Source organism: Corynebacterium sp. UD i78, from assembly GCF_056280545.1.
Map to the genome: position 1 here is coordinate 1,305,716 of NZ_JBWCED010000001.1, position 23,849 is coordinate 1,329,564.

At 68.2% G+C, this 23,849-nt stretch carries 16 protein-coding genes; 1 reads left to right on the forward strand and 15 read right to left on the reverse strand.

The window, feature by feature from the left end; genetic code table 11:
- Positions 1 to 96 precede the first annotated feature (96 nt).
- Positions 97 to 1,386, forward strand: a complete 1,290-nt coding sequence (locus ACZ9GM_RS06135) for an MFS transporter (protein WP_476037423.1) — start codon at positions 97 to 99, stop codon at positions 1,384 to 1,386.
- Here ACZ9GM_RS06135 and ACZ9GM_RS06140 read toward each other — a convergent pair.
- From ACZ9GM_RS06140 to smc, 15 genes are all read right to left on the reverse strand, one after another.
- Positions 1,370 to 1,675 carry a DUF2469 domain-containing protein gene (locus ACZ9GM_RS06140; protein ID WP_014010227.1) on the reverse strand — a complete coding sequence of 102 codons (306 nt, stop codon included), beginning with the start codon at positions 1,673 to 1,675 and terminating at the stop codon, positions 1,370 to 1,372. The two genes, ACZ9GM_RS06135 and ACZ9GM_RS06140, sit on opposite strands and share 17 nt — an antisense overlap.
- A gap of 10 nt (positions 1,676 to 1,685) precedes the next feature.
- The gene (locus tag ACZ9GM_RS06145) at positions 1,686 to 2,345 is read right to left on the reverse strand and encodes a ribonuclease HII (RefSeq protein WP_291473271.1); all 660 of its coding nucleotides are present in this window, start codon (positions 2,343 to 2,345) and stop codon (positions 1,686 to 1,688) included.
- Between the two features lie 44 nt (positions 2,346 to 2,389).
- Positions 2,390 to 3,187: a signal peptidase I gene (gene lepB, locus ACZ9GM_RS06150; protein WP_476038319.1), complete on the reverse strand. Its 798-nt coding sequence runs from the start codon at positions 3,185 to 3,187 to the stop codon at positions 2,390 to 2,392.
- 232 nt (positions 3,188 to 3,419) lie between these two features.
- A complete protein-coding gene (rplS, locus tag ACZ9GM_RS06155) occupies positions 3,420 to 3,761 on the reverse strand; it encodes a 50S ribosomal protein L19 (RefSeq protein ID WP_291473222.1) in 342 nt (113 codons plus the stop codon).
- A 147-nt stretch (positions 3,762 to 3,908) separates the two neighbouring features.
- Positions 3,909 to 6,317 carry a Tex family protein gene (locus tag ACZ9GM_RS06160; RefSeq protein WP_476037424.1) on the reverse strand — a complete coding sequence of 803 codons (2,409 nt, stop codon included), beginning with the start codon at positions 6,315 to 6,317 and terminating at the stop codon, positions 3,909 to 3,911.
- 30 nt (positions 6,318 to 6,347) lie between these two features.
- On the reverse strand, positions 6,348 to 7,319 hold the full coding sequence (locus tag ACZ9GM_RS06165) for a hypothetical protein (RefSeq protein ID WP_476037425.1): 972 nt from the start codon (positions 7,317 to 7,319) through the stop codon (positions 6,348 to 6,350).
- A gap of 138 nt (positions 7,320 to 7,457) precedes the next feature.
- Complete coding sequence (gene trmD / locus ACZ9GM_RS06170; protein ID WP_476037426.1) at positions 7,458 to 8,393, reverse strand: tRNA (guanosine(37)-N1)-methyltransferase TrmD; 936 nt, start codon at positions 8,391 to 8,393, stop codon at positions 7,458 to 7,460.
- 21 nt (positions 8,394 to 8,414) lie between these two features.
- Complete coding sequence (locus ACZ9GM_RS06175; RefSeq protein ID WP_291473226.1) at positions 8,415 to 9,023, reverse strand: ribosome maturation factor RimM; 609 nt, start codon at positions 9,021 to 9,023, stop codon at positions 8,415 to 8,417.
- Positions 9,024 to 9,033: 10 nt separating this feature from the next.
- A complete protein-coding gene (gdhA, locus tag ACZ9GM_RS06180; protein ID WP_291473227.1) occupies positions 9,034 to 10,377 on the reverse strand; it encodes an NADP-specific glutamate dehydrogenase in 1,344 nt (447 codons plus the stop codon).
- Positions 10,378 to 10,791: 414 nt separating this feature from the next.
- Positions 10,792 to 11,268, reverse strand: coding sequence for a 30S ribosomal protein S16 (rpsP, locus tag ACZ9GM_RS06185; RefSeq protein WP_291473228.1), 477 nt, complete (start codon positions 11,266 to 11,268; stop codon positions 10,792 to 10,794).
- Positions 11,269 to 11,477: 209 nt separating this feature from the next.
- A complete protein-coding gene (gene ffh, locus ACZ9GM_RS06190; protein WP_291473229.1) occupies positions 11,478 to 13,076 on the reverse strand; it encodes a signal recognition particle protein in 1,599 nt (532 codons plus the stop codon).
- 244 nt (positions 13,077 to 13,320) lie between these two features.
- Positions 13,321 to 14,679, reverse strand: coding sequence for an ammonium transporter (locus ACZ9GM_RS06195; RefSeq protein WP_476037427.1), 1,359 nt, complete (start codon positions 14,677 to 14,679; stop codon positions 13,321 to 13,323).
- Between the two features lie 199 nt (positions 14,680 to 14,878).
- Entirely contained in the window at positions 14,879 to 16,366 is a 1,488-nt protein-coding gene (ftsY, locus tag ACZ9GM_RS06200) for a signal recognition particle-docking protein FtsY (RefSeq protein WP_476037428.1), read from the reverse strand.
- A gap of 205 nt (positions 16,367 to 16,571) precedes the next feature.
- Entirely contained in the window at positions 16,572 to 20,285 is a 3,714-nt protein-coding gene (locus ACZ9GM_RS06205) for a hypothetical protein (RefSeq protein ID WP_476037429.1), read from the reverse strand.
- Positions 20,286 to 20,296: 11 nt separating this feature from the next.
- On the reverse strand, positions 20,297 to 23,833 hold the full coding sequence (gene smc, locus ACZ9GM_RS06210) for a chromosome segregation protein SMC (protein WP_476037430.1): 3,537 nt from the start codon (positions 23,831 to 23,833) through the stop codon (positions 20,297 to 20,299).
- Positions 23,834 to 23,849 lie beyond the last annotated feature (16 nt).

The window sequence follows — 23,849 nt, forward strand, 5'->3', positions numbered from 1 at the left end:
TCCCGGGCCGGTTGTCCCCTCCTGTTCCCCGCGGTAACCACGGTGAACTAAGGTGAGGCTCGCCATTTTCTGCCCCGCCCCGCACACAGGAGTGACATGACGACCACCGTCGGCGAAGACAGTACCGACAGCACAGACGCACAGATCCGGATCCTGCTGACCGTCACCTTCATCACCATCCTGGCCCAGATGTCGCTGAGCCCGGTGATCGCCCCGCTGGCCCGCAATGTCGGTCTGGCGGACTGGCAGGTGGGTGTCACTCTCAGCGCCGCCGCCCTGATGGTCGCGCTGACCAGCCCCGCCTGGGGACGCCGTTCCCAGTCCGCCGGCCGACGCAGCGTCCTCACCGCCGCACTGTCCGCTGCGGCGGTCGCCACCGCCCTGTTCGCCCTTGTCGCCGGACTCGGCATGACCGGCGTCATCGGCGGAGTCGGACTGTTCCTTCTCTTCCTCCTGCTGCGCGGTGTGTTCTTCGGGGCGGCAATGGCCGCGGTCCCGCCGACCGCCCAGGCCGCCATCGCCGATGTGACCACCGCCGCCGACGGCACCGTGGACAGCGGTGCCCGGGTGAAGGGTATGGCCAGACTCGGAGCGACCCAGGGTGTCGGTCAGGTCGTCGGTTCGGCGGTCGGTGGACTGCTCGCGATCTTCGGACTCATGGTTCCCCTGGTCGCTGTACCCGTGCTCCTGGTCGCCGCCGTGGTTCTCGTGATAACCCGGCTGCGGCCCCAGGCGCCCACCGAGTTGATGAAGCGTCCCTGCACCGTCCGGCCCACCGACCCGCGCGTCCTGCCGTTCCTGCTCTGTTGTTTCGGCATGTACCTGGCCCTCGGCTTCATCCAGATCATCATCGGGTTCCTGGTCCAGGACCGGCTCGATGTCACTGATGACCGGGCCGGACTGCTCACCGGCCTCGCACTGCTGGTCGCCGGTGCCGGGGTGGTCGTCTCCCAGGCCGTCATCGTGCCGCGCAGCGGATGGGGCCCGGGGACGCTGCTGCGCGTCGGGGCGTCCACTGCGGCGGTCGGTTTCCTCCTGCTGGCCCCCGCCGTCTCCTCGGTCCCCCTGACCGCGGTCCTGCTGTACGTCGGTGTCGGCGTGGTGGCCCTCGGTATGGGCACGGCGACGCCCGGGTTCACCGCCGGTGCGAGTCTCCAGGTCACCCCGGCTGAACAGGGCGGGGTGGCCGGTCTGGTCACCGCGTCCATGGGTCTGACGATGGTGATCGCCCCCACCGCCGGTACCCTGCTCTACGAGCTCGGCGGATCGGTCCCGGTGATCGCCGGAGCCGTCGTCACGGCGCTCGTCGCCGTCGGGGCAATGGTCAGTCCGCGGCTGCGCGCGGCGTCCTCCCTGAAGGCGCCGGAATCTACTCCGGCAGCCTGAGGTCAGGCTTGTCGAGTTCCTCGATGTTGACGTCCTTGTAGGTGATCACCCGGACGTAGCGGACGAACCGGGCGGGACGGTACATGTCCCACACCCAGGCATCCGACATACGCACCTCGTAGTAGACCTCGCCGCCGGAGTTCCGCGGGATCAGCTCGACCGCATTGGCGAGGTAGAAGCGCCGCTCCGTCTCGACGACGTAGCTGAACTGACTGACCACGTCGCGGTACTCGCGGTACATGGACAGCTCGACATTGGCTTCGTAGTCCTCAAGATCCTCGGCACTCACGGTGTACGGATCACCCCTTCTGCTGGGTCGGCTGGGTCTGTTGGCTTTCACGCCACCGCGCATGTGCGGCGGCCACGTTCGAGTAAGTGTATCGGTGTTCCGGGGTCCCGCCGAGCAGGCACACCGACTCCATGTGCGCGGCGGTCCCGTAGCCCTTGTGCCCGGCCAGGCCGTAGCCGGGGTACCGAGAATCCAGGTCGACCATCATCCGGTCGCGGCTCACCTTCGCCAGCACACTCGCCGCCGAGATACACCGGCAGATCAGGTCCCCCTTGACCACCGGCAGGTGTGGCCGGGTGAAGCCGTCGATCTTCATGGCATCGGTGAGGATGTAGCCGGGACGCACGTCCAGCCGCGCCACCGCCCGGCGCATCCCGCCCAGGTTGGCGTGCTGGATGCCCCACTCATCGACGTAGGACGCAGGGACGTGCACGACCGCATAGTCCACGGCCAGATCCACGATGATGTCGAAGAGCCTGTCCCGTTTCTTCGCGGTGAGCTTCTTCGAGTCCGTGAGGCCGTCGAGTTCCGGCAGCGGCCCCGGCGGGAGGATACAGGCGGCGATGGTGACCGGTCCACAGCAGGCGCCGCGTCCTGCCTCGTCGACGCCGACGACCGGGTCGAGTCCGGCTTTGTGTACGGCCCATTCGAGGGTGCGTCCCTCCGGCATGGAACGCACCGGGTGCACCTCCACTGTCGCGCTCACCGGAGCACCTACTTCTGGATGTCGGGGTCGTCGACGCTGCCGAGCCGGCTGAGCGGCCAGACCTTGCCCTCGACCTTGCCGACGACATTGTCGACCGGAACGGTGCCCTGGAGTTCGTCGCCGAGGTGGTAGCGGGAGTCGCCGGAGTTGGTGCGGTTGTCGCCCATCATCCACAGGTTGCCGTCGGGGACGGTGACCGGACCGAAGTAGGCACCACCGCAGACGTCGGAGCCGGTGACCGGGTCGACCGGGTAGGCTGCCGGGTCCTGGACGTAGGAACTGTCGACCTCCTTGCCGTCGACCATGATCCCGGGGTCACCCTCGAGGCACTGGACGGTCTGACCACCCGTGGCGATAACACGCTTGACCAGGGTGTTCTCATCAGGCGCGAGGATGCCGATATAGGACAGGCCGGTCTGGATCCCGCGGGTGACGCTGTTGTCGGAACGCTGGGAGACGTACCTGTCGTTCCAGGAGTCCGGGCCGACGAAGACGACGACGTCCCCCGGCTCCGGGTCGCCGCCGAACCGGTAGGCGAGCTTGTTGACGAAGATGCGGTCACCGGTACAGCCCTCACAGCCGTGGAGCGTGGGCTCCATCGACTCCGAGGGAATCTGGTAGAGGCGTCCGACGAAGGTGTTGAACAGCGCCAGCAGCGCCAGAGCGACGACGAGGATGATCGGGAACTCGACCCACCAGGGGTACGTCCGCTTCTTCCCCCGTCGCTCCTCCTCCGCCCGCCGACGGACGGCGACCTTCTCCTTCTCCGTCAGGGGTCGGTCGGTCGCTGCTGACGATGCTGGCACCGAATCACCGGAGTCACCGGCGGATCCCGGGTGAGAATTGCTGGCGTGGGTCACGTAAATGACAATATCAGCCGACTCTGTCAACCCCCTGTATGCGAGGCAGGACCGGCGGGTCAGAGCGGGATTGACGCGGACGGGTATGACAGAACCCCGCCCGGCGGATGTCCGTTTTCAGGACGTCCTGCCGGACGGGGTCTGTACAGAAGGTGCTCGGTCGAAGACCCGGTGGCGCCTAGCGGCGCTCCTTGATCTTGGCCTTCTTGCCACGCAGCTCGCGCAGGTAGTACAGCTTCGCGCGACGAACCTTACCGCGGGTCAGGACGTCGATGTGGTCGATGTTCGGGGAGTGGACCGGGAAGGTACGCTCCACGCCGATGCCGAAGGAGATCTTGCGGACGGTGAAGGTCTCGCGGATGCCGGAGTTCTGGCGGCGGATGACGACACCACGGAACACCTGGATACGGCTCTTGGAGCCCTCGATGACCTTGACGTGGACGTCAAGGGTGTCGCCGGGACGGAAATCCGGGATGTCGGAACGCAGCTGAGCGGCGTCGACCTTGTCGAGATAGTGCATGTGGCACTCCTGTTTCTTTTCGATCGGACAGAGGACTCACGACGCCACCGGTGTCCACCGGCGGTCGGCGCGTTCGTGCCCACACCATTGAGTTTTCGTGCGCATGACACGCAACCGGTCAAGTATGCCAGCGGGTGGAGGTCGGGATCAAATCTTCCCTGCCCGACGCAGTGCGTCCGCCATCGAGCCGGACGCGGCGGGGGCCGCTCCCCTGCCACCCTGTCGACCGCCCTGTCGACCGCCCTGTCGGCCGCCCTGGTTCTGTCGACCCTGTCCTCGCTGGCCGTCGCGGCGTCCACCGCCGTTGCCACCGTTGCCACCGTTGCCGCCACGACCACCGCGGCTACGCTGCGCCGGCTTCCCGGGCTCATCGGTGAGCCGGAGAGACAGCCCGATGCGCTGACGCTCCACGTCGATCTCCATGACCTTGACCTTGACGACCTGACCGGTGCGGACAATCTCGTGCGGGTCGTTGACGCGCCGTTCAGCCATCGCCGAGACATGGACAAGGCCGTCCTGGTGCACTCCCACGTCCACGAAGGCGCCGAAGGCGGCGACATTGGTCACCGTGCCCTCGAGCACCATGCCCGGGGTGAGGTCGGAGATCTTCTCGATCCCCTCTGCCAGGGCGGCTGTCCTGAACTCCGGACGCGGGTCACGGCCCGGCTTGTCCAGCTCGGCGAGGACGTCGGTGACGGTGGGTACGCCGAAAGTGTCGTCGGCGAAATCCTCCGGACGCAGCTCCGACAGCACCCGGGTGTTGCCGATGAGCTCGGCCACGCCCACCCCGGTGCGCTCGGTGATCCGCCGGACCAGCGGGTAGGCCTCGGGGTGCACCGCGGAGGCGTCCAGTGGGTCGGTCGCACCGCGGATCCGCAGGAAGCCGGCGCACTGCTCAAAGGCCTTCGGTCCCAGCCGGGAGACGTCCTTGAGCTGACGGCGGGAGGTGAACGCGCCGTTGTCCTCACGGTGGTGGACGATGTTCTCCGCGAGGGTGGCGGTCACCCCGGCGACCCGGCGCAGCAGCGGTGCCGAGGCGGTGTTGACGTCCACGCCGACGGAGTTCACCGCGTCCTCGACGACGCTGTCGAGGCTGTCGGCCAGCATGACCTGGTTGACATCGTGCTGGTACTGGCCGACACCGATGGACTTCGGGTCGATCTTCACCAGCTCGGCCAGCGGGTCCTGGAGCCGGCGTGCGATGGACACTGCACCACGCAGCGAGACGTCCATGTCGGGGAACTCCTCGGCGGCGAGCTCGGAGGCGGAGTACACCGAAGCACCGGCCTCGGAGACGACGACGGGGGTCGGACGCCGGCCGGTGGCGGCGGAGACCTTCTCGGAGATCTCACGGGCCAACTTCTCGGTCTCACGGGACGCGGTGCCGTTGCCGACGGCCATGAGGTCGACGCCGTCCTTCGCACAGATCCGGGCGAGAGTGTCGACAGACTGGTTCCACTTGTTCTGCGGCTGGTGCGGGTAGATGACGACGGTGTCGAGGACCTTGCCGGTCGGGTCGACCGCAGCGCACTTCACACCGTTGCGGTACCCGGGGTCCAGGCCCAGGGTCGCACGCTGTCCGGCGGGTGCGGCGAGCAGCAGGTCGCGCAGATTACGGGCGAAGACATCGACCGCCCCGGCGTCCGCCTTCTCCTTGAGACGCATGCGCACATCCACACCGGAGGAGATCTGCAGCTTCGTACGCCAGCCGAAGCGGACGCACTCGGCACGGAACTTGTCGGCGGCGTCCCCCTGCGGCTCAAGACCACGGGCATTGGCGATCATGCCCTGGTAGATCTCATCCTCACCCGGGTCGAGGGTGAGCTGGAGGACGCCCTCGGATTCACCGCGCAGCAGCGCGAGGATGCGGTGGGACGGCAGTGCGGTGAAGGGCTCGGAGAACTCGAAGTAGTCGCGGTACTTCTGGGCCTCGGTGGAGTTCTGCTTCCCCTCGACGACACCGGCGGTCATCGCGCCGGTGGTGTAGAAGCGCTCGCGCACCTCGCCGACCAGGTCGGCATCGGTGGAGATCTCCTCCAGGACGATGGCACGCGCACCGGTGAGCACCGCCTTGGCATCATCGAATCCCTCGGTGATGTAGGACGCCGCCAGCTCGGCGGGATCAGTGGTGCAGTCGCCGAGCAGCAACTCGACCAGCGGCTCCAGACCGGCCTCCCGGGCGATGGTGGCCTTGGTGCGGCGGGTGGACTTGAACGGCAGGTAGAGATCCTCCAGCCGGGCCTTGGTCCCACAGCCGAGGACGAGGTCCCGCAGGTCGTCGGTGAGCTTTCCCTGCTCCTCGATCGCGGCGAGGACCGTGGCCTTACGGGCCTCCAGTTCCCGCAGGTAGGTCAGCCGGGTCTCGAGGGTGCGCAGCTGCGCGTCGTCGAGACCTCCGGTGACCTCCTTGCGGTAGCGGGCGATGAAGGGCACGGTATTACCCTCATCGAGCAGGTTCACGGTGGCCGACACCTGCGACTCGGAGACCCCGAGTTCGCTGGCGATCGTCCTGATCACTGCTGTGGTCATCTGTCCGTTGATCTCACGTCCGGTCATTCGGACCACTGTAGCCGGGGCACTGAGGGGTCAGAACGGGAGGCCGGTCTCCCCCGCCGGCTTCGCCGTGGCCGCCGCCTCAGCCTCCGCCTTCTCCTCCGCCTTCTCCTCCGCCTTCTCCTCCGCCTTCTCCTCCGCCTTCTCCTCCGCCTTCTCCTCCGCCTTCTCCTCAGCCTTCTCCTTGGCCTTCTTCTTCGCCGCACGTTCGGCCCGGCGCTTCGCCCGCTTCCCGGCGTCCTCCCGTGCCTTGACCGCGGCTGCCTCACGCCGGCGGTCCGCCTCCTCTTCCCGCTCCAGGGACTGCTCCCGCAACCGGCCCAGTTCCTCGACCACCGCGTCCGCCGCCCGGTCGACGATGTCGCGGAGTTTGTGGACGGTCACCGACGGCGACGGGGCGACTGTGCGGGAACCGTCGACCGAGGACAACCGTCGCGGGGTGGACCGCAGCCAGTCGATGACCTCTCGTTCCACGGCCTGGTCGATATGGGAGCAGCGCCCGTTCTCAGGCCCGGGCAGCGGGTGGTCGTACTTGTTGTACGCCTCCTCGTGGTGGCGCTCACTCCACCGGTCGTCATGGTCCTCCTCCCCCGTCCAGTCCGGCACCGGTTCCCCTGCCTCGGCCGCCTCGTGTGCGACCTTCAACCGTTTCTCGCGTTCGGCCTTCCGTTCCTCTCTCCGGAGGATCTGGTCGTCGATCTCGGTCCGCACCCCGGGATGCCGGTCCAGCCGACGCCACACGGTGTCGAGGTGGTCGATGGTCATCCGGCCGTCGGCCAGTGCCTCGGAGTACAGCACCGGCATCCGCCAGGACATCTCCGTGGTGTGCCGGAACCGTGCGACATAGGCCGTTCCCCGGCCCCGCACCGCCTGTTCCAGGGCTGACCGCTCCACCGAGGAGCGGTCGCTGACGTAGGCGTCCGCCATCCGCAGTTCTGCACGGTTGAGCGGGTAGACGGTGATCTCCTCGATGGTCGGATGGTCGACCGGGTTCTTGTACAGCATGGCTGGGCCCCTCCCCGCCCCCTGCCGGACCGTCCGGTTCCCGGGGCGTGGGAGCCGACACTAGCCTGCCGGGAGGACGCCACCATCGGCCTCAGACCTGAAAGCCCAGGACCCTGTGGATAACCCGGGGGCTGTGGACTACTTTTTCTGTGCCGGATCCGACCAGGTCACAGCCTTGTCAAGGTCACGGAGCGTGGCCCGGTCCTTCTTGTCCAGCTGGCCGGTGGCCTCCTGCGCCTCGACCAGTTCCGGACGTACGCTGAGGGTCCGGTGCAGTGACTGGTCACGACGCCACCGGTCGACCTTCGCGTGGTTGCCGGAGGTGAGAACCTCGGGTACCTCCAGATCCCGCCAGACCCGCGGCTTGGTGTAGCTCGGGCCTTCAAGCAGGCCGTCCTGGAAGGAATCCTCCTCGTGGCTGGCCCGGTTGCCGAGGACGCCGGGGATCAGCCGCACCACGGCCTCGGCGATGACGAGCACCGCAACCTCGCCACCGATGAGGACGTAGTCACCCAGTGAGACCTCCTCGACCCGGTAACGCTGCTCCGCGTCGGTGAAGACCCGCTGGTCGATGCCCTCGTAGCGGCCACAGGCGAAGACCAGCCGCTGCGCCGAGGCCCACTGCTGCGCCATCTCCTGGGTGAAGGGACGTCCGGCCGGGGTCGGGACGATGAGGACGGGGCGGTCGGGGCGGTCGTCATCCTGCGGCTCCCCCGCGGCGTCCTTCGTGGTCTCCTGCGCTGTCTCCTGCGCTGTCTCCTGCGCTGTCTCCTTGCCGGCGCGGAGGCCGGACCGGACATGCGGGGACGCCGAGGCCAGCAGTGCGTCGTCAGCGACCGGCCCTGTCAGGGCAGCGACGTCGTCGAGCGCCGGACCCCAGACCTCCGGCTTCATGACCATCCCCGGGCCACCGCCGAAGGGCGTGTCGTCGACGGCCTTGTGCACGTCATGGGCCCAGTCACGCAGATTATGGACGCCGACCTCCAGGATGCCCCGCTCAATGGCACGCCCCAGCAGCGCATGCCGCAGCGGGTCGAGGTACTCGGGGAAGATGGTGACGACGTCGATACGCATTGCACCGATCATAGTGACCGGTCACTGCAGTTCGAGCAGCCCCTCCGGCGGGGTGACGACCAGTGCGCCGTTGTCCACGTCCACGATGGGGACGATGGCGTGGCGGAAGGGCACCAGGATGGTGGCCCCGGCGGTGGGGAGGTCGGTGTCGGCGTCCACCGCGATCTCCAGCAGGGTGCCCGCCGGGCCGTGGGTCACACCGGCGACCTCGCCGATGTCGACCGGCGCGGGCTCCGCCCCCTCGTAGGCGCGGGCGTTGGCGGTCTCGGCGTCCACCGGGCCACAGTTGAGGACGCGCAGCCCCTCGAGCTCGTGGTCGTAGTAGCCCTCGTCGTCCTCGTCGAAGACCGGCGGGGCGAAGAAGCGCATACCGCGCAGAGACTCCGCGGCTGTACGGTCAGCGACCTCCTCGAAAGTGACGAGCAGGCGACTCTGGTGGGGCCGCACCGACTTCACCGTGAGAGTGGTCTCCTTGCCGGAGCGCCCTCCCCGTGCACTTCCCCCCTGGCGCCCGGTGAGTGCCGTACCCACGGCGAAGCGGGTGGACGGGTCATCGGTCGTGGCGTCGACGACGAGTTCGCCGCGCACACCGTGCGGCTTGATGACCCGTCCGATCTGCAGTTCTGTCATGCACTACAGACTAGATGACGCCCTGGGCGATCATCGCGTCGGCGACCTTCTTGAAGCCGGCGATGTTCGCGCCGACGACGTAGTCGCCTTCGACACCGTACTCGCCGGCGGTACGCGCGGTGTTCTTGAAGATCTTGCGCATGATGTCCTGCAGACGCTTGTCGGTGTACTCGAAGGACCAGGAGTCACGGGAGGCGTTCTGCTGCATCTCCAGGGCCGAGGTGGCGACACCGCCGGCGTTGGCGGCCTTGCCCGGGGCGAAGTCGATCTTGCGCTTCTGGAAGACCTGGACGGCGTCGTGGGTGCAGGGCATGTTCGCACCCTCGGCGACGTACTTCACACCGTTGTCGGCGAGCATCTGGGCGGACTCGCCGTCCAGCTCGTTCTGGGTGGCACACGGCAGAGCGACGTCAGCCTCAAGCTCCCAGATGTTGCCGCCCTTGTGGAAGGTGGCGCCGGAAACTTCCTTGGCGTAGTCGGACACACGCAGGCGACGGACCTCCTTGATGTCCTTGAGCAGCTCGACATCCACGCCGTCGGGGGTGAAGACGTAGCCGGAGGAGTCGGAGAAGCCGACGACAGTGGCGCCGAGCTCCTGGGCCTTCTCGATGGCGTAGATGGCCACGTTGCCGGAACCGGAGACGATGACCTTGGAGCCGTGGAGGCGCTCGTGACGGGCCGCCATCATCTCCTGGGTGAAGTACACGCAGCCGTAGCCGGTGGCCTCGGTGCGGACGAGGGAGCCACCCCACTGCAGGCCCTTGCCGGTCAGGGTGCCGGACTCGTGACGGCCGGTCATCTTGCGGTACTGACCGAAGAGGTAGCCGATCTCACGGCCACCGACTCCGATATCACCGGCGGGGACGTCGGTCTTGTCGCCGATGTGGCGGTGCAGCTCAGTCATGAAGGACTGGCAGAAGCGCATGATCTCGAGCTCGCTGCGGCCCTTGGGGTCGAAGTCGGAGCCACCCTTGCCGCCGCCGATGGGCAGGCCGGTGAGGGAGTTCTTGAAGATCTGCTCGAAGCCGAGGAACTTGATGATGCCCAGGTTCACCGACGGGTGGAAACGCAGACCACCCTTGTACGGGCCGAGGACCGAGTTGAACTGCACACGGAAACCACGGTTGACCTGGACGTTGCCCTGGTCGTCGATCCACGGGACGCGGAAGATGATCTGGCGCTCCGGCTCGGCGAGGCGCTCAATGAGGCCCTGGTCGGCGTAGTGGGGGTCCTGCGCGAGGACGAAACGGAGGCTGTCCAGCACCTCGGAAACGGCCTGGTGGAACTCAGGCTCACCGGCGTTGCGCTGGAGGATCTTCTCGTAATAGCCCTTGACTGTGGATTCGACGTCCATCGTGCTCCTTCAGTGTAATTCTGCAGTGTCGTCCGGTATTGTCATGCCGGGGAAACATTCGTAACGTCCCCGTAACAAGAAACCTTAGACAGTTTACCGGTAGGGCACTCGGCCTGAAATGTAACCGCAATCTCCGGCCCTCCGTTTTACGCTGCCGTAACAATTGATCCACTGGATGGGATTTCGGGGGTGGCCGGGGACCATATTCGGGGGCGGATCATCGGAACCCTGAAACATTCGGCCGGGATGCACCCCGTCCGACACCGGCTGACGGCCAACCCCGGCGTCCCCGTCGGACCCCCGGTCCCGCTACGGCCCGGCGCAGCGCCCCACGGCGTCCTCCCCCACCCCGGAATGCAGAAAACCCCGCCTCCGCACACGATGTGCGGCGACGGGGTCTGATGCCGGAGTGGACTACTCCGCGGACTCCTCGGCGGGAGCCTCTTCCTCAGCGGCGTCAGCAGCCTCGGCCTCAGCGGCAGCCTTGGCCTCGGCGGCGGCCTTGGCCTCGCGCTTCTTGGAGGTGATGGCCTCGGCGGTCGGGCCGTCGGCGGCCTCGGCGAGAGCGGCGTTGAAGAGGTCCAGCTTGGACGGCTTCTCCTCTGCCACCTTCAGGGTGCCCTCGGCGCCCTCGATGCCCTTGTACTTCTGCCAGTCACCGGTGACCTTCAGCAGAGCGAGGACCGGCTCGGTCGGCTGGGCGCCGACGGACAGCCAGTGCTGGGCGCGCTCGGAGTCGATCTTGATGACGGACGGCTCGGCCTTCGGCTCGTAGGTACCGATGTTCTCGATGACCTTGCCGGAGCGGCGGGTGCGGGCGTCGGCGATGACGACGCGGTAGTGCGGGGTCCGGATCTTACCGAGACGCTGGAGCTTGATCTTGACGGCCATTGCTGGTCCTCTTTCTTTTCAGACGGTCACCGGGCAGTGCTGACACCCGCTGCCCACCTTCACGGTGCGGCACCGGGCCGGTTCAACCCTTGGATTTATCCTGCGCGTGACCACCGGCCGACCATGGTCGGTGACGGTGTTACGCAGACTGCTCAACACTACCCGAGGGAAGTGCCCGGAACCAAACCTGACCAGCCCCGGCTACTCCCCTACTTCTTGCCGAAGTCGAGATTGTCGAGGTCGACGTTCTCGAACCCCGGGGGCATCTGCTGCTGCATCTTCTGCAGGTCGGCCATCGACGGCATACCGCCCCCCATACCCGGCATTCCGCCACCCATTCCGGGCATGCCCGGCATACCCTGCGGCATGCGCTGCTGACCGCCGCCCTTCTTCGCGGGCTTGCGCTTGCCGTTCTTGCCCTTGCGCCCCTTCGGCTTCTTCTTCGTCGCCGAACGGTTCATGCCGCCCATGCCCATCTGCCCGGCCATCCTGCCCATCATCTTCTTCGCTTCGAAGAAGCGGTTGACCAGCTGGTTCACCTCGGAGACTGCGACACCGGAACCGTTGGCGATGCGCTTACGGCGCGAGGCGTTGAGGATGTTCGGGTCCTGACGCTCCGCCGGGGTCATACCGCGGATGATCGCCTGGATGCGGTCGAGCTGCCCCTCGTCGACGTTGTCGGCCATCTGGCTCATCTGCTTGCCGCCGGGCAGCATCTTGAGGACGTTGCCCAGCGGACCCATCCGGCGGATCATCATCATCTGCTCGAGGAAGTCCTCGAGGGTGAGTTCGCCGGACGCCATACGCTGGGCGGCGGTCTCGGCCTTCTCCTGGTCCATGACCTGCTCGGCCTGCTCGATGAGGGTGAGCACGTCACCCATGCCGAGGATCCGGTTGGCCATCCGGTCCGGGTGGAAGACGTCGAAGTCCTCGAGCTTCTCACCGGTGGACGCGAAGAGGATGGGCTTGCCGGTGACCTCACGGATCGACAGGGCGGCGCCACCACGGGCATCACCGTCGAGCTTGGTGAGGACGACGCCGGTGAAGTCGACACCGTCACGGAAGGCTTCCGCGGTGGTGACGGCGTCCTGACCGATCATCGCGTCGATGACGAAGAGGACCTCGTCGGGGTTGACCGCGTCGCGGATGTTCCGCGCCTGGGTCATGAGCTCCTCGTCGATGCCGAGGCGACCGGCGGTATCGATGATGACCACGTCATGCTTGGTGCGGGCGGCCTCCTCGATACCGGCCTGGGCCACGGCGACCGGGTCACCGTGACTGGTGCCCATCTCGTGGTCGAGGGAGTCGAGCGAGGTGCCCGGGTCAGGGGCGAAGGTGGTGACGTCGGCGCGCTCACCGACGATCTGGAGCTGCTGGACCGCGCCCGGACGCTGCAGGTCACAGGCGACCAGCATCGGGGTGTGCCCCTGCTTGACCAGGTGCTTGGCCAGCTTTCCGGCCAGCGTGGTCTTACCGGCACCCTGCAGACCGGCGAGCATGATCACGGTCGGCGGGTTCTTCGCCAGGTTGAGCCGACGGGTCTCACCGCCGAGGATCTCCTTGAGCTCCTCGTCGACGATCTTGATGACCTGCTGGGCGGGGTTGAGTGCCTCGGAGACGACGACACCGTTGGCGCGCTCCTTGACCCGCTTGATGAAGCCACGGACCACGGTCAGCGAGACATCGGCCTCGAGCAGGGCGAGCCGGATCTCCCGCGCGGTGGCGTTGATGTCGGCTTCGGTCAGCCGGCCTTTGTCCCGCAGCCCCTTGAGGGCGCCTGCGAGGCGGTCTGACAAGGACTCAAACACTGTGGAACTACTCCCTTGGGACTACAGATTTCGGACCCCACCACAGTACCCGGTGTCGACGGGGCGGCACATTCGGAGGGGCCGGAAGTTGCGCCATCATCACTCATGGACCCGGGTCTCAGCCATCGGAGAAGGACACCGACCCACCAGAACCCGGCACAGATCCCGCGAACTGCGTGGTTCGCGGGATCTGTACCGGGTTCCGGTGGTTTCACGGGCCCGACAGGAGGCCGGGTGCGGAGCGTCAGCCCTTCGTGGCGACCCCCGCTGCGTCCTGCTCAGCCTCCAGGGCGGTGAGGTCACCGTCGTCGGAGTAGGCCGACTCGGAATGCAGGACGGAGTCGATACCGGCGACCTCGTCATTGCCGGAGATACGCCAGCCCATGGTCTTCTTCAGGATGATGCCGATGACAGCGGTGACGATCGCGGTGTAGACCAGCGCGACCACGGCGATGACGATCTGGACGATAAACAGCTTGAAGCCGTCTCCGCCACCACCGGTGAGCAGGCCGTCGTCGGTGGCCAGCAGGCCGATACCGACGGTGCCCCACAGGCCGGCGACGAGGTGGACGCCGACGACGTCGAGGGAGTCGTCGAACTTGAACTTGTACTTCAGGCCGACACCCACCGCGGCGAGGGCACCACCGACGGCACCGAGGATGATCGCGGTGACCGGGGTGAGGTTACCGGCGGCCGGGGTGACCGCGACCAGACCGGCGACGACACCGGACGCCGCGCCCAGGGAGGTGACGTGCTTGTCACGCAGCTGCTCGACCAGGAGCCAGCCGAGCATCGCGGCACAGGTGGCGACAGTGGTGTTGAGCCAGGCCAAGCCGGCGTCCCCGTTGGCGCCGAAGGCGGAACCGCCGTTGAAACCGAACCAGCCGAACCACAGCAGAGCCGCACCGAGCATGACCAGCGGGAGGTTGTGCGGACGGGCGTCGGACTTCATGAAGGAGCGGGAGCGGCCGATGATCAGGGCGAGGATCAGGGCGGCCATACCGGCGTTGATGTGGACGACCGTACCGCCGGCGAAGTCGATCGGGGCGATGTCCGCCTCACCGTCGGTGCTGCCGAACATCATCGCGGCGATGCCGTCCTCGGAGTCGGACAGGAAGCCGCCACCCCAGACCATGTGTGCCAGGGGGAAGTAGGCCAGGGTGACCCAGATGTCGGCGAAGACCATCCAGGTGGAGAACTTCACGCGGTTGGCCAGGGAGCCGGAGATGATCGCCACAGTGATCACGGCGAAGGTCAGCTGGAATCCGATGTCGATGACATTCGCGTACCCGGCCGCACCCACGATGTAGTTACCGGCGTCATCGGTGATCGAGTCCTTCAGCCCGAAGAACTCGAAGGGGTTGGCGAACCAGCCGCCCACCGATTCGGTGCCGTAGGACATCGACCAGCCCCAGAGGACGTAGATCACGCCCACCAGTCCCAGGGTGCCGAAGGACATCATCATCATGTTGATCGCGGACTTCTGGCGGGACATGCCGCCGTAGAACAGCGCGAGCGCCGGGGTCATGAGCAGCACAAGAGCTGCACTCATCAGCATCCAGGCAGAGTCACCGGTGGCGGTCACCATTTCCTCTGGGGTCATTGTCCATCTCCTCGGGATCGTTAGCGCCGGCGTCGGCTACCGGCCACAGGAGACAGTCAAATGCAGCCGTGTTTCACGGGTCCGCCCCTGAAGATTTCGTACACGTGAAATGAGACGAGGCCGCCGTTACAGGATCGTTTCCTGCGACGGCGACCTCGGTCACACATCTGACATCAGAGCCTGTCAGGCCCCGGGACTGCTACCCCAGCAGCGCATCCACGAAGCTCTCGACCTCGAAGGGGGCGAGATCGTCCGCGCCCTCTCCCAGTCCGACGAGCTTCACGGGAACGCCGAGTTCCTCCTGCACCTGGAAGACGATGCCTCCCTTGGCGGAGCCGTCGAGCTTGGTCAGGGCGACACCGGAGATGTCGACGACGTCGCGGAAGGTACGGGCCTGCATCAGGCCGTTCTGCCCGACGGTGGCGTCGAGCACGAGGATGACCTCGTCGACCTTGGCCTTCTTCTCGACGACACGCTTGACCTTGCCGAGCTGGTCCATGAGGCCGACGGAGGTGTGCAGGCGTCCGGCGGTGTCGACTACCACGACATCGACTCCCTCGTCGACGCCACGGGCGACGGCGTCGAAGGCGACGGACGCCGGGTCTGCGCCTTCCTTGCCACGGACGGTCTCGGCACCGACGCGGCGTCCCCAGGTCTCGAGCTGGTCGGCCGCGGCGGCACGGAAGGTGTCGGCCGCACCCAGCAGGACGCTGTGCCCCATGCCGACGAGGACGCGGGACAGTTTGCCGGTGGTGGTGGTCTTGCCGGTGCCGTTGACGCCCACCACCATGATGACGGCGGGCTTACCGTCGTAGGGCATGGCGTGGATGGAGCGGTCGAGTTCGGGACGGGCGGCCTCGATAAGGCACTCGCGTAGCATCGCGCGGGCCTGGGCCTCGCTCTCGACACCCTCGGTGGCGATCCGGTCGCGCAGCTTCTCGACGACGGCGACGGTGGTCTTGGTACCGAGATCGGCCATGATCAGCGTGTCCTCGATCTCCTCCCAGGCGTCCTCGTCGAGGTCGCCGGCGGACAGAATACCGAGGACGCCGCGTCCGATGACGTTCTGGGACTTGGAGAGGCTGCCGCGCAGTCGGCCGAGACGACCCTCGACCGGGGCGATCTCCTCGACCGGTGCAGCTGCGGGAGCGGACCCGGGACTCGGTTCGGGTTCAACCTCGGGCTCCGACTCTGCCTCAGGCTCGGGCTCCGGCTCGGGCTCCGGCTCGGCTTCCGGCTCGACAATCTCAGGCTCCGGTTCCTGCTCAGCCCCAGGTTCTGCCTCAACAGGCTCCGGCGCTGCCTCCTGCTCAGGGGCAGGCTCGGGAGTGGGTTCCGGCTCAGGCTCGACCTCGGGCTCTGGCTCTGGGGTGGGCTCCGGGGTGGGCTCCGGGGTGGGCTCCGGAGCAGGCGTCGGCGCCGGCTTTTCCACCGACTCCTTCTCCGGGCTCTTCCCCTCGGCGATCTTCTGCGCCTCATCGGCGAGTCCGGTGGCGGTACCGGCGCTGAAGTTGAATCCGCCCTTGGCCTCATAGTCCCCCGAGGTCGGCTTCTTCTGTTCCAGCTCCTCCTTCTTCTCGAAGGAGACCTGTTTGGTCTTCCCCCTGCGCAGCCCCAGAACGACAAGCAGCGCAATGATGACGAGGACCGCGACGACGGCGATGATGATCCAGGTGACCGAGTTCATGTCCCCCAGTGAATCAGAACACGCCCCCACGCGGCCACAGCACCCCCACACTGGCAGGTCACTCACTGCACCTGGGCCCACCGCGTCATGCGTTCCTCTCGGGCGTCGTGAGAGAATCCCGGTTCAACGGGCTTTTGCGCGAGTTTCTCATGACGCCGCCCCAGCAATCCCACCCGGCACTCCCACCCTGCAGGCTCTCAGAGAATCAGGCCCGCCCGCGGGGCGTCCTCGGCTCACGCGGGGTGCGCGGCTGACGCGGACTACGCGGCTGGCGGGCGACGCGCCCTGCGGCAGCCTCCCCGGCACCGTCTGAGGACGCGGACGCGGCGTCCACCACATCAGCGGCACCCTCCGCAGCGTCTGCACCCTCCGCAGCGTCTGCACCCTCCGCAGCTTCTGCAGCGTCTGCAGCGTCCGACGCGTCCGACTCCGGATCGTCCGGTCCGAAGACACCGAGCACCATGGCGTCGGCGGCGACGAGGTCACCGGTGATGAGGTCCGGGACGATGCGCGCCAGCTGCGCCCACCCCACATACGCCGAGGTCAGCTGACCGGGCGCACCCAGGCGACCATGGGCGCGCAGGCGCGCGGCCATCGCCAGGATCATGCTGATCACCGGAGCCAGAGCCCACCGGTTGTCCGGGTTGTCGGTGTCGACGTTGTCCAGCTTGTCGAAGCGCACCCGCGCCGAGGTGAACAGCTGACGGTTGGTCTGACGGATCCGACGCAGCAGCGTCAGAGCGACCCGCAGCAGCTCCGGATCAGCCAGGATCTCATTGAGCTCCTCCCGCTGACGGAAGGTCTCGAAGACGGCGATGAGCCTCGAGTTCTCCTCCGACAGCGCGCCGGGCACCACCTTCGAGCCGGCGAAGAAGGCACCGAGGACCGCCTCCTGCTGCTCCGGGGAGAGCTGGGCGATCTGCACCGTCGTCGCGTCGATGCAGGAGGTCTCCAGGGTCGCGTCGCGACCGGATTCGACGGTACGGGCCAGCTCGGCACCACCGACGGTGGTCAGCCGCTGGCCGATCTCGCGACGCGCGGCGGTGTCCTCGTCGTCGGTGGCGGCCAGCTCACCGAGGATCTCCAGGGCAGCGATCCAGGCGACACCAGGATTCGGGTCGGCCTCGTCGGTGCGCAGCGGTGCGTGGACCAGGCCGGAGAGGATGAACTGCGCCGGCCGGTCCGTGGAGGGCACCAGCGACCGGGACATCGCCCGCAGTGACTCCCGCGGGTGGCGGGACAGGGCGGCACGCATGGACTCGCCCGCGGCGTCCGGCGCTCCACCGGACAGCCAGCCGGCCAGCACGTCCCACAGGGTCGTGAGGACGTCGATGTCGTCGGGGGCCTCGTCGGATTCACCCGCGAGGAAGGCGGACAGCCGGGTCCACGGGCCGTCCTCGTCGGGACGCGCGTGGCCGGGGGCCTCGACACGGATCGCCGCAGGCCCGGGCGTCGCCGGGGCGTGCAGGCCGCTGAACCGGTCACCGGCGAACAGCTGCACCTTCAGTGGGCCGGCGTCGCAGAACTCCGCCGGCACCGTGGCCGTCGCGCCGCCCTCGGCGAACATGACGGTGACCGCGGACTGCCACGGTGCGGTGAGTTGCCACACCCATGCGCCGACGGGCCGGTCGGTCAGGGCGACCGGCGTCGGAGTCACCGTCAGCACACCGTCGACGAGCTCGGCGGTCCGTTCCACCGAGGGGGTGAAGGACGCCAGGCGCACCGAGTGCTTCCGGCCGTCGGCGATGAACTCCAGCTCGCAGGAGCCTTCGCGCAGCATCGCCAGCGACCCCGCCAGCGGCTTGAGGGAGATGGACCAGGTCACGGCGTCAACGGTCCCGAGACGCAGGGTCCGCACCGCGCTACCGTGGTGGTCGCGGATGACCAGCACGGGCTTTTCGACGGGCAGACCGGGGCGGATCCGGAACCGGGTGGTGGTGTCCACGGCGTCCGCGGAGAGCACCATGGACTCGGTGCGCCACATCGGGTCCTCGCCGATGAGCGGCAGCTGGTAGCGCAGCCGCGGCGGTTCGACGACCAACGGCAGGGCGTCGCCGGCGTCGGTCTCGGCGATGACCTGGACCTGCTTCTCCCCCGGCCCCAGATCCACGGAACCGGCGATGATCAGCGGCTTGTCGCCGCCGCGGAAGTTCACGGTCACCGGAGACAGGCCGGTGAGACGGGCCAGGCGCGGCGATTCGGGTGCCTCGACCTGGAGACCTTCGACGATGGCGTACTCGTGGCGGAAGGACTCGTTGCGCGGGCCGCGCATGCGGACCAGGTACTCACCCACCCAGGGGGTGTCGTAGGCCTCCGGGTCGAAGACATCGAACAGGCCACCTTCGGCCGGGACTTCCAGCGGCTCCTCCTCGGTGACCTCTTCGCCGGTCTCGTCGGGGCCCGCCCAGGAACTCACCGACAGGAACCAGATCTCCGGGGCCCCGGAGACAGTCGGCGGGAACACTGCCTGCAGGCTCTCGGTGTGCACCGGCAGTCCGCCGAGGGAACGCACACCGGGGGCCGGATCGTCGGGCTCGTGGAAGACGACGCGCTGACGGGGGTCGACGCACCGGATCTTCCCCATCGCCGGGCGTGCCACCCCGGGTCGGTCGATGTGCAGGGAGACGGCGTCCGCCAGGTCGATGTCACGGATCACCCAGCCGTCCCACGTCTTGACGGGACGTTCGGCGATCACGGGAAGCGGCACGTCACGGACGGCGTCGACGGCGGTGGCGTCCGCCGGGCAGACGACGAGGACGCGGTCATGGTGCAGGGACACCCGGTCGGTGAGGTCCTTGCCACGCCGGGTGAAGACGAGCGCCGGGTCGGTCTCGTCGACCCCGTTGACGACCCAGGAGTCGTCGTGGGTCAGATCGCGGACGCCGATCTCGCGGACCGGATGGCGCACCGGGATGTCGAGGATACCGGTGACGGCACTGCCCGGGACATCGGCGCGACGGGTACGGAATCCGGCCGGACGGCCCTCGATGTCGACGTGCCAGCGGACCTCACCGCCACCGTCCTCCGCCAGGGGGACCTCGGGCAGACGCAGTACGGTGCGCTGGCGGGCCAGGTCGAGGGCCAGACGCGGCCGGTCTTCACGGGAACCGACACCGACACGGTGACGCCGGGCGGTGGTACCCGCGGGACGCTCGGAGAGTTCCTCGATGACGTCCTCGAGGATCAGCGGCGGGACGCCGTCCACGGCGTCTGCCTCCAGGCCGTGCCGCCAGTGACCGGGGTGTTCGGCGACATAGCGGACGACGCGCACGACCGGGGCGATGAGGTCGGCGGCCAGTGCGGGCAGTACCGCACACATCGGGCCGGCCTGCAGCGACTCGGTCGCCAGGACAGCGGCCACGGCAGCTGCTTCGGCGTCCGCGTCCTCCTCGGCGATGCCGTCGAGACGTCGGGTGTCGATGAGCTCGATGAGCTCGGGGATCCAGTCGGTGGCCAGACCGATGTGGGCGAACAGTCGGCCGGTCTCACCGTCGGATCCGGTCGCGGCGATGTCCACCGGGTCAAGGCCGGCGGCGGTGAGCAGATCGGCGTAGGTGTCGGGGCTGACCAGGGCGATGCGCTCCGGGGTGGGTTCCAGTCCGAGACCGGACCAGAACTCGGCGGAGAGTTCCGCGACGGTGTTCAGCCGTGCGGCACGGAACAGGAGGGTGGAGGCGGTCAGTGCCGGGCAGGTGGCCAGCAGCGCCGCCTCATCCCCGCCTGCGTCGATCTGCCGGGACAGGAAGGTGCCGTAGAAGGTGGTGAGCCGTTCGAGTTCGTCGCCGTTGATGTCGAGGCGGACGAAGATGGCGGGGTCACCGGGGAGCTCGCCGAGACGACGGGCGAGATCCACCTCGGTGCTCGAGGCCCAGGCAAGGAGGGAATCGGACAGGTCTGCAATTGGGCTCGGTGCACTCACGACGACCCATTCTAAGGGGTCTCGACGACCACCGCGTCATCGGGCACGGCCTCCATCGGGTGCATGCGCTGGGAGATGACGCGGGTCACCCCGTCGCCGCGCATCGTCACACCGTAGAGCACATTGGCGATGTCCATCGTCGGCTTCTGGTGGGTGATGACGATGAGCTGGGAATCGCGCCTGAGCTCCAGGAACAGGGCGATGAGGCGGCGCAGGTTCACGTCGTCGAGGGCGGCTTCGACCTCGTCCATGACGTAGAAGGGGCTGGGTCGGGCGCGGAAGATCGCCACCAGCAGCGCCAGGGCCGTCAGCGACTTCTCGCCACCGGACAGCAGCGACAGCCGCTTGACCTTCTTGCCCGGCGGACGGGCCTCGACCTCGATACCGGTGGTGAGCATGTCGGAGGGGTCGGTGAGGATCAGGCGTCCGGCGCCACCCGGGAAGAGGGTGTCGAAGACCCGTGGGAATTCCGCCTCGACATCGGTCCACGCGTCGGTGAACAACTGGAGGATGGTGGAGTCCACGTCCCGGATGACGTCCTCCAGGTCGGCGCGGGCACGCTCGACATCGTCGAGCTGGGTGGCGAGGAAGCGGTGACGTTCCTCCAGCGCGGAGAACTCCTCGAGGGCCAGGGGGTTGACCTTGCCGAGGTTGCGCAGGGACTTCTCGGCGGCGGCGAGTTCCTTCGCCGCGACATCCCGGTCGAAGTCCTCGCCGGGTGCCTCGGCGAGCAGCTGGGGTGCCGTCATGCCGAGCTGGTCCATGGCCTGGTCGAGGGCCTGCTCGAGGCGCAGCTGCGCCTGGGAGCGGGCGATCTCGGCCTGGTGGGACTTGTCGGTGAGGTGGTTGAGCCGCAGGGTCAAGGTGTTGACCTTGTCCTTACTGCGTGCAAGGGTCTCCTGCCACTGCCGGTGCGCTTCCGCGGTCCGGGTGCGGGACTCTGCCGCCCGGTTCAGGGCGTCCTTCAGCCGCAGGTCGACGCGCTGCGCCTGGGCGTGTACCACGCCGGCGCGCTCCCGGGCGGCCCGGCGTCTCGCCGCCGCACGTTCGAACTGTTCGCGGGCGGACGCTTCCTGGCGGGCCTGCCGGCGCAGCCCCTCGGCCCGGCCGCGGTGGGACCCGGCCCGTTCCTCGGCGGTGCGCAGTGCCAGGCGTGCCTCCATCTCCATGGCCCGGGTCTGGGTCAGCGCCTGGGCGGTGGAGTCCCGCTCGGCGGTGGACGGTTCCTCGCCGGTGTCCTCGGAGCCGACGCGGGCGAGCCGGTCGGCGACCTCGTCGGCCTCTGCGGCGAGCTTTTCGCGTCGCTGTTCAGCCTCATCGCGGTCAGCGGTCGCCCGGGCGAGCAGGCGTCCGGCCTGCTCGGCTGCCCGGGAGGACGCCTCGGCGCGCCGTTTCGCCGCAGCCAGGCGTCCCTCATGGTCCCGGACGGCGGCCTTGGCGGACGCGGCGGCGGTGCGCAGTTCCTCGGCGGTCTGCTCCGCCCCGCGTAGTGAGGCCTGCAGGTCACCGAGTTCACTGCGCAGGTCATCGACCTCACCGGTGGCCTCGGTGATACGGGTCGACAGCTCGACCGGGGTGGCCCCACCGGAACCGGCCGCGATCCAGCCGGTACCCAGCAGGACGCCGTCCCTGGTCACCGCGCGCAGCCGGGGATCGGCGGTGACGACGGCGCGTCCGGCGTCCACCGAATCCACCGCGACGACATCGACGAGCAGTGACGTGACCGGTGTGACGACCTCGGCGGCGATGTCGAGGTGGTCAAGCAACCAGGTTGCCCCGGAGACCTCCGCCAGCGCCTGGGAGTCCAACCGCCAGGGTGAACCGTCCGAGCCCTCGCCGGTCGCGCGGACCAGGGTGGTGCGTCCCTCCCCGGCGTCCACCAGGGCGGCGACGACCGCGGCGACGGCCTCCCGGTCCGCGGAGCCGACCAGCCCCTCGGGCAGGACGGCGGCGACGGCGGCGGCCCAGCCGTGGTTGACGGTGACCAGACCGGCCAGCGGGCGGGGTTCGGCGTGACCGAGCTGCCTGGCGGTCTTCACCGCCACCGCCCCGCCGTCGGTGGGACGAAGCCGGTCGCGCCAGCCGTCGATGCGGGCGTCGAGGGTGGCGAGCTTCTTCTCCAGCTCGCGCTCGGTCTTCCGCAGTTCGGTGACGCGGGTCTCGGCACCGGTGGATTCCTCGGCGGCCCGTGTCGCAGCCTCTGCCAGTCCTTCCCCGGCAGCCTCGATCTCATCGAGTGCCTCGACCGCCTCGGCGACTTCGGCACCGGTGGTCTCCTCGATGGACTCGCGGTGCTCGGCGACGGTCTGCTCGAGTCGGGCGATCTCGTTGTCGAGCGCGGAGCGGCGCTGTTCCAGGGCGTCCTGCTGGGCGAGCAGGCGCACGATGCCTTCCCGACGGTCGGCGATGGCGCGGACCTGGGCGAGATGTTCGTGCTCCGCCTCGCGGGCGGCCTCGGCCCGGTCCTCGACCTCCTCGCGGACCTCGCTGAGCCGCTCGGTGGCGATCTCCACTTCCTCGTCGAGGGTCGCCTGCTCCTCCTCGGCGGCCTCGGCACGGGCGATCAGGTCATCGGGGTCGGTGCCGGTCCAGGTGTCCGACATACCGGACTCGGAGGCACGGTCGGCGGCGATACGCAGGGTCGCGGCGTTCTTCTCCGCGATGGTCGAGAGGGTGAACCAGAGGTTCCTGGCGGATTCGGCGTCCTCCAGGGCGGTGCGCAGTTCCTCCTCGGTGACCGCGAGTTCCCCGGAGTACTCCTCCAGCTCGACGCGCACCGCGTCGGTGTCGGCGGTGAGGACGGAGAGTTCGGCGTCCGCTTCGGTGAGCTGGTCGGTGAGCCGGCGGACCTTGTCGGCGGTGAGCAGCAGCCGGTTGTCGCGGATGGTGGCCTGGACCCGCTCGGCCTTCTGTGCGGCCTCGGCCTGCCGGGCCAGTGGCTTGAGCTGCTTGGCGAGCTCTTCGGTGAGGTCGTGGAGGCGGTCGAGGTTGCCCTGCATAGAGACGAGCTTGCGCTGCGCCTTCTCCTTGCGGCGGCGGTGCTTGAGGACGCCGGCCGCTTCCTCGATGTAGGCGCGACGTTCCTCGGGCCGGGACTCGAGGATCTGGGAGAGGCGCCCCTGGCCGACGATGACGTGCATCTCGCGGCCGATGCCGGAGTCCGAGAGCAGTTCCTGGATGTCCATCAGCCGGGCCTTCGCCCCGTTGATCTCGTACTCGGACGCCCCGTCGCGGAACATCCGTCGGGTGACGGACACCTCGGAGTAGTCGATGGGCAGTGCCCCGTCGGAGTTGTCGATGGTCAGCGTGACCTCGGCACGGCCGAGGGCTTTACGGTCACCGGCGCCGGCGAAGATGACGTCCTCCATCTTGCCGCCACGCAGGGTCTTCGCACCCTGCTCCCCCATCACCCAGGCCAGCGCGTCGACGACATTGGACTTGCCGGAGCCGTTGGGCCCGACGACGCCACAGATCCCCGGCTCGAACTTCAGGGTCGTCGCCGAGGCGAAGGACTTGAACCCCTTGAGGGTCAGTGACTTCAGGTGCATGGGGCAGGTCGGGGCT